Source organism: Microbacterium sp. Leaf320, assembly GCF_001423485.1.
Classification (GTDB): Bacteria; Actinomycetota; Actinomycetes; order Actinomycetales; family Microbacteriaceae; genus Microbacterium.
In genome coordinates, this window is the sequence record NZ_LMOD01000004.1 from 15,253 (window position 1) to 27,351 (window position 12,099).

7 protein-coding genes are annotated in these 12,099 nt (G+C 68.0%); all 7 read left to right on the plus strand.

Annotation, left to right across the window (positions count from 1 at the left end):
* Nucleotides 1-72: 72 nt before the first annotated feature.
* Complete coding sequence (locus ASF63_RS13590; protein ID WP_056515028.1) at nucleotides 73-1,296, plus strand: glycosyltransferase; 1,224 nt, start codon at nucleotides 73-75, stop codon at nucleotides 1,294-1,296.
* Between the two features lie 69 nt (nucleotides 1,297-1,365).
* Nucleotides 1,366-2,574 carry a lipopolysaccharide biosynthesis protein gene (locus ASF63_RS13595; RefSeq protein WP_056515031.1) on the plus strand — a complete coding sequence of 403 codons (1,209 nt, stop codon included), beginning with the start codon at nucleotides 1,366-1,368 and terminating at the stop codon, nucleotides 2,572-2,574.
* Nucleotides 2,575-2,633: 59 nt separating this feature from the next.
* The gene (locus tag ASF63_RS13600; RefSeq protein WP_056515033.1) at nucleotides 2,634-3,959 is read left to right on the plus strand and encodes a hypothetical protein; all 1,326 of its coding nucleotides are present in this window, start codon (nucleotides 2,634-2,636) and stop codon (nucleotides 3,957-3,959) included.
* Nucleotides 3,943-5,220, plus strand: coding sequence for an O-antigen ligase family protein (locus tag ASF63_RS13605; RefSeq protein ID WP_157534354.1), 1,278 nt, complete (start codon nucleotides 3,943-3,945; stop codon nucleotides 5,218-5,220). Before ASF63_RS13600 ends, ASF63_RS13605 begins: the two co-directional genes overlap by 17 nt.
* Before the next feature lie 58 nt (nucleotides 5,221-5,278).
* Nucleotides 5,279-5,911 carry a hypothetical protein gene (locus tag ASF63_RS13610; RefSeq protein WP_056515038.1) on the plus strand — a complete coding sequence of 211 codons (633 nt, stop codon included), beginning with the start codon at nucleotides 5,279-5,281 and terminating at the stop codon, nucleotides 5,909-5,911.
* Between the two features lie 95 nt (nucleotides 5,912-6,006).
* On the plus strand, nucleotides 6,007-11,355 hold the full coding sequence (locus tag ASF63_RS19595; RefSeq protein ID WP_157534355.1) for a PKD domain-containing protein: 5,349 nt from the start codon (nucleotides 6,007-6,009) through the stop codon (nucleotides 11,353-11,355).
* A gap of 98 nt (nucleotides 11,356-11,453) precedes the next feature.
* On the plus strand, nucleotides 11,454-12,068 hold the full coding sequence (locus ASF63_RS13620; protein ID WP_235560800.1) for a CDP-alcohol phosphatidyltransferase family protein: 615 nt from the start codon (nucleotides 11,454-11,456) through the stop codon (nucleotides 12,066-12,068).
* Nucleotides 12,069-12,099 lie beyond the last annotated feature (31 nt).

A 12,099-nucleotide genomic window follows, 5' to 3' on the forward strand; every position in this document is an offset into this window, starting at 1 on the left:
AGCGACTCCCACAGCCGCATCCGCACAGCCTAGCAGGTGCCGGGTTTCCCGCCCATAGGAACACATGGAACTATGGATGCCGCAGCAATCGCCGGCGCACGTGAAGGGGGAGGGCCCGTGGGGACAGCGGTCACCGTCATCGTGCCGACCTTCAACGAGCGCGACAACGTCGCGGAGCTCGTGGCCAGGACCGCCGTCGCGCTCGCCGCGTACGACGCCGAGATCCTGTTCGTCGACGACAGCACCGACGACACGGCGTCCGAGGTCGAGCGCGTGGCGGCGGATGCTCCGCTTCCCGTCCGCGTCATCCACCGCGCGGACAACACCGGTGGACTCGGGGGAGCGGTCGTGGTGGGGCTCGAGGCATCGGCATCCGATCTCTGCATCGTGATGGACGGCGATCTGCAGCATCCGCCCGAGCTGCTTCCCGCCCTGCTGGCTCGTCACGAGGAGGGCGATGCCGACGTGGTCGCGGCCTCGCGGTACGTCGGCGGCGGCGACACCAGCGGCCTCGGCACGGCCGTGCGCTTCGGGGTATCTCGGACGGCGACCTGGCTCACGCGCGCGATGTTCCCGATCCGGCTCGCGCGCAGCTCCGACCCGATGACCGGCTTCTTCCTCGTCTCCCGCGCCAGGCTCGATCTCGCGACCCTCAAGCCTCAGGGCTTCAAGATCCTCCTCGAGATCCTCGCCCGTACGGATCTGCGCATCGCCGAGATACCTATGGAGTTCGCCGAGCGAAGGCACGGCACGTCCAAGGCGAGCCTGCGGCAGGGTGCAACGTTCCTCGCGCACCTGACCCGACTGCGCTTCGGCAAGATGTCGCTCTTCGCGCTGATCGGCGCGATCGGAGCCGTGGCGAACCTCGGCATCATGTGGCTGCTCACGCTGGCCGGTGTGCCCTACATCTGGGCGGCCATCATCGGGGCCGAGATCACCATCATCGGCAACTTCATCCTGCAGGAGCGGTTCGTCTTCGCCGACATGCGCACGGATGCACGCGGTCTGGGCGGGCGCTTCGCCGCCTCGTTCACGTTCAACAACGTCGAGGCGGCGCTGCGCATCCCCGTCATGGCGCTGATGGTCGAGACCTGGCACATCTCCAGCGTGCTCGCCACGGGGCTGTCGCTCATCGTGGCCTTCTTCGCGCGCTTCCTCTTCCACTCGCTCGTCGTCTACGCGCCGAAGAGGCGTTCGAAGGCCGATGCGGCGGATGCCGAGCCGAAGCCGGACACCGCGGCTCTGCGGGTGATCCGGGCGATCGACGCCGAGGCGATGAAGCCGGGCGAGCTCTAGCGATCCCGTCCGCCGCACCGGACTCCGACGCGACGAGTCGCGTGCGAGGATGTCAGGCGGGGAGGCGACATGAAACGCAAGGCTCTGGGGGCCGTGATCGCGCAGGCGGCGCAGGCAGGGATCGGTCTGCTCCTGCAGATCCTCGTCGCGCGACTGCTCGGCATCGAGGAGTACGGCCGTTTCGCGATCCTGTACGGAGTCGTGATCGTCGCCACAGCTGTCGTCACCGGCCTCGTCGGCGACTCCCTCGTCGTGCTCGACCGCTCGAAGCGCACGATCAGGGCGGGCCTCGAGGCCATGCTGCTCATGACATCCGTGCTGCTCGCGATCGGTTCCTTCCTGATCGCCTGGCTCACCGGATTCTCCGACGCGTGGGAGTCGGCCCTGTTCGCCCTCGCGCTCGCGGCCTTCGCCGTCGAGGAGATCGTGCGGCGGTTGCTGATCGCGCACATGTCGTTCGTCCGCACCGCGATCACCGACGTCGCAGGCTTCGTCGTCGCGCTCGCGGTCATCCTCACGGTGCACTTCACGGGAACCCTCTCGCTCGCCGCGTTCCTCGGCGGGATCGCGGCGGGGCAGGTCGTCGCCACGTTCATCGGCTGGTTCCTCGTGCCTCGTGCCGACCGACATCTGGTCGGCCTCCGCGGCGCGGACATCGCCGCGGTCTGGCGGTACGGCATGTGGCGGGGTCTGCAGCAGGTGCTGCGACCGAGCCTGTTCACCGTGCTGCGCCTGCTCGTGCTCGCCGGCGCCGGCCTCACCGCCGTCGGTCTGCTCGAGGCGGCTCGCACCTACACCTCGCCTCTGATCCTCGTGATCGGCGGTCTCTCGTCGTTCCTCTTCGTGCGATTCGCCGATCAGCACAAGGCGGGCAAGAGCGGCTCGGTGCGCGAAGCCGACCGCGTCGTGGTCTTCCTGCTCGCCGGCACTGTCGTGATGAGCGCGATCGCTGTCGTGCTCATCCCGTGGGTGAGTCCGCTCCTGTTCGACGTCGAGGTCGATCCGCTCGCGGTGATCGCCTGGCTCGCCTACGGCATGTCCGTCGCGATCGTGACACCGTACGGGGCGCTCGGGGCGGTCGCAGGACGCCAGATCGCGGTGTTCCTCATCCGCCTCTCCGACACCCTCCTCGCCGTGATCGCCGTGGTCGTGATGATCGCGTTCGGCGCGCAGCCGTCGACCCTTCCGTTCGCACTCGCCGTGGCATCGATGCTGGGCGGTCTGGGTCTGCGCTGGCTGGTCGTCGCGGGCGGTCAGCCCGAGCGCCCCGCTCGGTAATCGTCCACGGAGCGGCCAATGATAGGTTTAGGCCCTGTCTTCGACTGAGGGGGTTGGCGATGGAAGATGTCCCTTACGGACGTATCCTGCGCGAGGGATGGATTGTCATCGTCGTGCTCGCGGTGCTCGGTGCCGGCATGGGGTGGCTCGTCACCAAGGCGCTTCCGGAGACCTATGCGGCGACGTCGACGCTGCTGCTGCGCGTCGACTCGACCGAGGCATCGCTCTTCGAGCGAAATCAGTTCAGCCTCGCGCGCATCAAGTCGTACCCGCCGCTGGTCGACAGCCCAGAGGTCATCGACGCGGTCCGCGCCGACCTCGACCTCGATGAGGACGAGTACCCCGATCGCGACATCCGCCGCATGCTCTCCGCCGAGAACACCGCCGACACCGTGCTGCTCGTCGTGCGGGCGGATGCTCCGACGGCGCAGCTCGCCACAGACATCGCCAACTCCGCGGCGACCCATCTCTCCGAGCTGATCGGGGAGACGGAGAACGACGAAGACGACGCGCGCTACACGGTGGCGCTCGACCAGGTGCTGCCCGCGGTCGCCCCGCTCGCGCCGATCTCGCCCCAGGTGACCGCGATCACCGGCCTCGGCGGCATCGCCGGGCTCGCTCTGGGCGCGATCGTCGCGGTGTACCGCACGACGACCAACCGTCGCCTGCGCACCATCTCGGACGTGCGGCGCTCATCCGGGCTTCCGGTGATCGGTCAGATCCCCCGGCGCAGTCGCCTGCACCCCGAGTCGAACACGGGCGCGATCGTGGCGTACGAGGAGGCAGCCGGAAACCTCGTCGCGCTCGCCGGCGGTGGCATGCGCACGCACATCGTGGTCCCCGCCTCCGACGGCGCCATCGACGACGATGCGATCGCCGGGATGCTCGAGGCCCAGCGCCTGATCGGAGCGACGGCCTGCGTCGTCGACACCCGGGAGACGCATGTGACCGGGCGCGGCCACACGCTCAACGAGGTGCTCGGCGGCGAGCCGATCGCCGACGGCGACGAGGGGAACGCGATCTTCGTCGCGGATGAGCCGATCGCACTCGAGACTCTCGTGACCGAGCTCCCCGACGTCATCACGGCGATGCACGAGGACTTCGACGTCGTCGTGGTCATCGTCGAGCCCGGAGCATCCGCTCTGATCGAGCAGCTGGTGGGGCCCGGAGCCGGCGTCATCATCAACGTCCGGCACAATGCGACGTCCGCGACCGACCTCGTCGCGGTGACGACGCGTCTGCGGGTCATGGGCCTGCGGCCGGTCGGCGTCGTGATGCTCCACACCGGGACGAAGTCCCTCGGCTCCATCGCGGAGTCCTGGCGGGTCTCCGACCGTGACCCCGTTCTCGCGGGCACGGGAGTCTCGCATGCCCACACCGACTGACCCCGCGCGTCAACCCCGACAGCAGTCGGCGCACCACCCCAGCACCGCCAGGGTGACGGCGGTGGGCGGACTCTACGTGCTGCTGATCGTGAGCGTGATTCCCTGGCGCAGCGCCACGATCTACAGCGGTGGCGTGGATGCCGTCGTGATCGCGAAGGCACTCATCGCGGTGATAGCGCTCGGCGCGACGCTCGCGCTCGCGGTCAGGACGCGAGAGCGGGTCGCGGTGGGGATCGCTCCGGCCGGGGTCATCGCTGTGGTGCTCCTGGTCAGCGTGCTCGGTTCGGTCCTGGCCGGCAATGACTCTTCGACGATCGTGCTCGTGGGCCGGATGTTCGTCGTGATGGCGACGATCCTGCTTCTCCTGACGTGCGTCCCCTGGGTGACGAGCATCGTCTGCCTTCTGGCGGCTATGGCGAGCGTCGCCGTGGTCGCGGGGGTCACCGGCGTCCCGACGCTCGCATCGACCGGTCGCCTGGGCGGAGGCATCCCCGAGATCCACCCGAACGAGCTGGCGGGCCTCGTGGCCGCGCCCATCATCGGCCTGGTCGTGCTGATGCTCCGCAACGGAGTGCGGGTCTGGCGTCTGACCGCGACGGTCATCCTGGTCGGCATCGCGGTCGCCAGCGGATCGAGGACGGGGCTGCTCGCGATCGTGGTGGGGATCGTGGTCGCGGTGCTCGTCAACGGCATCCGGGATCGCAGCGTCCTGTACATGCTCATCGGCGTGCTGCCGCTCGGTTACGCCATCGCCTCGTTCACCGACGTGTTCAGCAGTCTTGCCACCAGAGCGGGCTCGAACGACACGTCGACAGCCCTCGACTCGCGCTTCGACGTCTGGCGGGTCGTGCTCGGGTGGGACTGGGCTGAGTGGCAGAAGTGGATCGGGATCGGCCTGTCGGCCAAGAAGATCCCGGTCGACATCAAGTGGCGGGACGAACAGGTGCTCGACAGCAGCTGGGCATCGCTGCTCGCGCAGACCGGTCTCATCGGCACCGCATTGATCGCGGCGCTGATCGTGTGGTGCGTGGCGAGCGCTCTCATATCGTCGCGGCGGCGCTGGCTCGTCGCCCCATTGCTGACCCTGGTGATCATCCGCTCGGTGACGGAGAGCGGACTCGTCGACAGCGCCACGGCCTTCATCCTCTTCTTCACGGTGGCGTCTCTGCTGACCCACAGATCCAGACATGCCGACGACCCGGTCGGGCCACATTACGACGTGGTCGAAGGCCGCCGCTCTCGGCAGGCGAGTCTGACCTAGAATGGCGGAATATTAGGGTCCTGGATGCAGCGCGCATCGTCGGGCGGAGGAGGCAACCATGACGGACTCTCTCGACGAGCCGCAGCGGCGGATGGGCTGGCGGGGTTGGACTCTCGTCGGAGTGATCGCCGTGCTCCTTGTCGGCGGAGTCGTCTGGGGTGTGCTCGCGAACAACAGCGCTTCGCCGGCTGACCCGGGTGCATCGACGAGTCCCGGGCCTACTCCTACTCCGCAGCCGAGCGAGTTCGAGACCCCGTCTCCCGGGGCGACGGACGGCGTGGCCAAGCCGGACAGTGGAGACGAGGTGCCGATCGACGAACCCGCACCCGCTGTCGAGGGCGTGGTCGCCGAAGTCACCGCGATCGAGTCGACCACGGCGGGCAATGACATCCCCGGCGAGCCGAGCGGCCCGGCGATCCAGGTGACCGTGCGCCTCACCAACGGATCGGATGAGCCCGTCGACACCGCGGGTGCGAATGTCACCATGACCTACGGCGGCGACGATCGGCTCCCCGCTTCGGGGGTGACGGGCGAAGGCACCACGCTGTGGCCGGCATCGATCCCGGCGGGCGGCCAGGCAGATGCGATATTCCAGTTTGCCGTTCCCTCTTCTCCTGACGGGGACGTGCGTGTTATCGTCGATATATTGGCCGCTGCGCCAAACGTCGTGTTCGTCGGACCCCGACCTTAGGTCGAGTGCGCCGGACGACGGATTACTGGGGAATCATCGTTCGGTGCCAATGTAGGGGTTGAGCGCGAACGGTCCATCATCTGGGGAGATGAACGATGGGCAATACAGCTCTGTCTTGGGGACGCCGCGTACGCGGAGCATCGATCGCGATCGTGATGACGCTCGCCGTGGCATTCGGGTCACTGGTGGCGATCTCGCCCGCCCAGGCTGACGTGAGTCCACCCGATGGCGAAGCGTCGACGGTCACCGCCGACTCGCTTCCGACGGTCCAGATCAACGGCATCGTCTGGGATCAGGCCGTCGTGGGCAACGTCGTGTATGCCGCGGGCAAGTTCACCAGCGCGCGCCCCGCAGGGGCCGCTGCCGGAGTGAACGAGACCCCGCGATCGAACCTCCTGGCCTACGACATCCGCACCGGTGTGCTGATCGCCTCATTCGCGCCCTCGATCAACGGTCAGGTGCGTCAGGTCGAGGCCTCGCCCGACGGCACACGCCTCTACATCGTCGGCGACTTCACGACGGTGAACACCCAGACCCGTAACCGCGTCGCCGCGTTCGATCTGCCCGGCGGAACGCTCTCGGCGTTCAATCCGAACTCCAACGGCATCACCTCCGGAGTCGCCGCGACGAACGACACCGTGTACATCACCGGCACCTTCGGCCGAGTCTCCGGCAGCGACCGCTCCGGCGCCGCTGCGTTCACCCGTGCGGGCGCCCTGCTTCCCTGGGCCCCTGTGCTCGAGCAGCGCCAGGGCCGTGTCGTCACCGTCTCTCCCGCGGGTGACAAGGTCGTCCTCGGCGGAAACTTCCAGACGCTCAACGGCAGCTCGAACCCCGGTTACGGCCTCGCCATGGTCTCCGCATCCGACGCGTCTCTGCTGCCGTTCTCGGCGAACAACGTCATCCGGAACGCAGGTCTCGACGCCGCGATCCTCTCGCTCAAGTCCGACGGCGACGACATCTACGGCACCGGCTACGTTTTCGGTGCAGGCGGCAACCTCGAAGGCTCGTTCCGAGCCTCGTGGTCGAGCGGAAACCTCGTCTGGGTCAACGACTGCCACGGCGACCAGTACGACGTGGAGCCCATGGGTGACACGGTGTATGCGGCCGGTCACTCGCACTACTGCGGCAGCCTCGAAGGCGGTTTCCCGCAGAGCGACCCGTGGACGTTCTACCGCGGTCTGGCCGTATCGAAGGACGCCGGACGGATCATGCCCTACGGGCTGAACCTGGGCTACCACGACTTCGGCGGCAACCCCTCGCCCAAGCTGCTGCACTGGTTCCCGGCCTTCAACGCCGGCAACGTCAGCGGCGCATCGCAGGGTCCGTGGTCGGTCTCGTCCAACAGCGAGTACCTCGTCTACGGCGGCGAGTTCACGCGCGTGAACAACACAGGACAGCAGGGGCTCGCGCGTTTCGCGGTGACCGAGAAGGCGCCGAACGCTCAGGGCCCGATCCTGTGGAACACCGCCTGGCCCGCCTCCTCGATCGCCCTCACCGGTGGATCGATCCGCGTCAGCTGGCCTCTCAACTACGACCGCGACAGCGAGTTCCTGAAGTACGAGGTGCTCCGCGACAACGTGGTCGTCAAGACCTACGAGAACGTCCGGTCGAAGTCCGCCGACTGGGGCCTGCCTCCCATGGCGTTCGTCGACACCACCGTCACGAACGGCACGAGCTACACCTATCGGGTGCGTGCGACCGACAACGAGGGCCACACGATCCTCGGCGGCACGACGACCGTGACGGCATCCGGTTCCGCAGCCCCGAGCGCGTACCGCACCGCGGTGCTCGGCGACGCGCCCCTGAGCTACTGGCCGCTCGACGACTCATCGGCCACGCTCTCGTACGACTGGGCCGGAGCATCCGACCTCGCCGTCCGCAGCGGCGTGACGCGCGGAACCTCGGGGGCCATGCTGTCCGATTCTCGCAGCGCGTCCGACTTCGACGGCTCGAACAACGGCTTCGCCTCGACGACCTCGGCGATCGCCGGTCCTGACACCTTCGGTGTCGAGGCCTGGTTCAAGACGACGAGCACCGACGGCGGCAAGATCGTCGGATTCGGCAGCAGCTCCACCGGCACGTCGGGCAGCTACGACCGGCACGTCTACATGGAGCCGAGCGGACGCGTCACCTTCGGTGTGTATCCCGGCTCGTCGCAGACGATCAGCTCGGCCAGCGCGTTCAACGACGGCGAATGGCACTACATGTCGGCCGGTCTCAGCGACGGCGGCATGGTGCTCTACATCGACGGTGTCCGCGTCGCTCAGCGCACGGATGTCACCTCGGCTCAGCCGTACAACGGATACTGGCGCGTCGGTGGCGACACCTCGTGGGCCGGTGCCGCGTTCTTCGACGGGCAGATCGACGAGGTGGCCGTCTACGGTGCCCCGCTGACCCGTGAGCAGGCGGCGGCTCACTACACCGCATCCGGTCGCGAGCTCGAAGGCGCGACCGCACCGAGCGACGCATACGGCGCAGCCGTCTACGCCGCCGACCCCGCGCTCTACTGGCGACTCGGCGAGTCGACGGGAAGCACCGCGGCCGATGCCTCCGGCTACAACCAGAAGGGCACGTACTTCGGCGGCATCAGCAAGGGCGCCGAAGGGGCTCTCGCCGGTGTGACCAACAAGGCGGCGTCGTTCGAGGGCGGCCAGGTCATCAGCCAGAACTCCTACACGAACCCCCGCTCGTACTCGCTCGAGGCCTGGTTCAAGACGAGCACGACCACCGGTGGCAAGATCATCGGATTCGGCAACAGCTCGAACGGCAACTCCTCGGGTTACGACCGCCACATCTACATGACGCCCGACGGCAAGCTCATCTACGGCGTCTGGGTCGGCTTCGCCGACACGCTGCAGACGTCCGCGTCGTACAACGACGGGCAGTGGCACCAGGTCGTGGCGACTCAGGGCTCGACCGGAATGCGGCTCTACGTCGACGGCGTGCTTCAAGGCTCGAACGGCCAGACCAACGCTCAGGACTACACCGGCTACTGGCACGTCGGCGGCGACGTCACGTGGGGTCCGGGGGACTGGGAGTTCGACGGATCGATCGACGAGGTCGCCGTCTACCTCTCGCCGCTCACCGGAACGGCCGTCTCGCAGCACTACGCGCTGGGAACCACGGGAGCACCCGCGAACGTCGCACCGACGGCGAGCTTCACCAACGCGGTGACCAAGCTCGGCCTCGCGGTCGACGCGAGCGCCTCCACGGATGCCGACGGCACGATCGCCAGCTACAGCTGGAACTGGGGCGACGGAACGCCTGCGGGTTCCGGCGCGACGGCGACGCACGCATACGCGGTCGCGGGCTCTTACACGGTGACCCTCACGGTGACCGACGACAAGGGCGCGACCGACACCGAGACGGCCATCGTCGAAGCCGTGGCCAACCAGGCTCCGGTCTCGTCGTTCACCTCGGCCGCGGCAGACCTCAAGGTCGATGTGGACGCGAGCGCATCGCAGGACAGCGACGGCACGATCGCCGGTTACGCCTGGAACTGGGGTGACTCGACCGCGACCGGGACGGGTAAGACAGCGACGCACACGTACGCGGCGGCAGGCACCTACACGATCACCCTGACGGTGACCGACGACGAAGGAGCCACGTCGCAGACGACGGCGTCGATCACGGTGACCGCGCCCGTGGGAGCGGTGACCTACGCATCGGATTCGTTCAACCGCACCGTGGCCAGCGGTCTCGGCACCGCCAACACCGGGGGAGCCTGGACGCTGTCCAACACGGCATCCAACTACCTCGTCAGTGGCGCCTACGCGGCGTTCCAGCAGCCTGCCGGCGGATCGCAGCGGTACGCGTACCTGACCGGAGTCTCGGCGACGGACACCGCGGTCGACGTCGATGTGGTCCTGCCGCAGCGGCCGGTCGGAGGCAGTGCGTACTACACGGTCTCGGCGCGGCGCGTCGGAACGGAAGACTACCGGTCGCGCATCATCGTGTCGCCGACGGGTGGGGTGCAGCTCCAGCTCCAGCGGACCGCCACGGTGCTGACCACTGCGTCGACGGGGCTGACCGTCAACGCCGGTGACGCGCTCCACGTGCGCACCGAGGCGACGGGAACGTCTCCGACGACCATCAGGGCCAAGGTGTGGAAGGTGGGAACGGTCGAGCCCGCGACGTGGACCTCGACCACGACCGACTCCACGGCGGCTCTGCAGGCTGCAGGTCACGTCGGACTCGGCGTCTACCTCGGCGGCTCGGTCACGAACGTGCCGTTCCAGACCCGCTTCGACAACTTCTGGGCAGGTTCCACGACCGGCGGTCCGACTCCTCCGGCGAACCAGGCGCCCGTCGCGGCGTTCACCAACTCCGTGAGCGGCCTCGCCGCAACGGTCAACGGATCGACGTCGACGGACGCCGACGGAACCATCGCCTCGTACGCCTGGGAGTTCGGAGACGGGGCGACGGGATCGGGAGTCACGCCCGCCGCACACACGTATGCCGCCGCCGGCACGTACCAGGTGAAGCTGACGGTCACGGACGACAAGGGCGCGACCGGAACGGTGACCAACGCGGTCACGGTGACGGCGACTCCGGGCAACCAGAACCCCGTCGCCTCGTTCACGGCGACACCGACCGACCTCACCGTGGCTGTCGATGCCTCGACGTCGTCGGATCCGGATGGCTCGATCGCCTCGTATTCGTGGAACTTCGGTGACGGGGCGACCGCCACCGGTGCCACGGCCTCGCACCCGTATGCCGCTGCAGGCACGTACACGGTGTCGCTGACGGTGACCGACAACCTCGGCGCCGTGAACACCGTGACGAAGTCGGTGACGGTGGTCGCCCCGGCTGGTGCGGCCTTCGCCGCCGACGACTTCGGTCGGGCCAACGGAACGCTGGGCACCGCTCAGACGGGCGGCGTCTGGACGCAGACGAGCGGGGCCGCGAACGTGTCGATCGAGAACGGAGCCGCGAAGTTCACGACGCAGGCCGCGGGACAGACCCGAACCGCGTCGTTGAACGCCGCGACGTCGACGAGCACCGACCTGACGTTCACGGTCACGGCACCGGCGATGCCGGCGGGAGCCCGGGTGTACGTCGCAGCACTCGCACGCGTCGTCGGACCCGATGACTACCGGGCGCGGTGGCTGATCGGCGCCGACGGATCGGTGACGGCGCAGCTGGCTCGTGGCGGCACCGCACTGGTGTCGCAGAACATGACGGGCTTCACGTTCGCCACCGGAACGATATATAACGTGCGGGTGCAGGCATTCGGGGTCGGAACGACCACGCTCCGCAGTAAGCTCTGGGCGGCGGGGTCGCCGGAGCCTGCGGACTGGCAGCTCACGACGACCGATTCCACCGCCGCACTGCAGAGCCCCGGGCACATCGGCATCTCGACGTACGCCGGATCCGGATTCAGCAGTGTGCCGTACACCCTGACATTCGATGACTTCCGCGCACGAGGAGTGACGCCCTGACTTTCACAGATTCGTACCGGAGTCTCTCTGCAGCGCAGAAGGGACGGGCCCGTGGGGCCCCCGCCTACTCGGTCTTCATCAACCGCCCTGTCGGGCGCGTGATCGCGGCGGGGGCGTACACGGTCGGCCTCGTGCCGAACCAGGTGTCCCTGATCAGCGCGGCATTCACCTTCACGGGGATCGTCCTGCTGGCGACGGTGCCTCCGTCGATCGTCCTCGGCATCGTCGTCTGGCTGCTGCTCGCGATCGGTTACGCGTGGGACAGCGCGGACGGCCAGGTGGCTCGTCTGCGCGGCGGCGGATCCCTCGCCGGCGAATGGCTCGACCACGTGCTCGACTCGACGAAGCTGGTCGCACTTCCACTCGCTGTGACGATCGGCTGGTATCGGTTCTTCCCGCTGCCGTCGGATCTCTGGCTCCTGGTGCCGCTCGGGTTCGCCGTCATCTCGACGGTCACGTTCTTCGGAATGATCCTGAACGATCTCCTCAAGGGCAAGCGGGGTGTGCCGCAGGCGGCGGAGTCCGGCGGGTTCTCGCTCGGCCGTTCCCTCCTCGGTCTTCCGACCGACTACGGAGTCCTCTGCTTCGCCTTCGTGCTGTGGGGGTGGCCGCCCGCATTCATGCTGGTATATAGCCTTCTCGCCCTCGCCGCGGCGCTGTACCTGGGTGCCGCGCTCGCCATATGGTTCCGGAAGATGTCTGCGCTCGGCTGACCGGAAGGCCGACCGATCGCTGACAGTTATC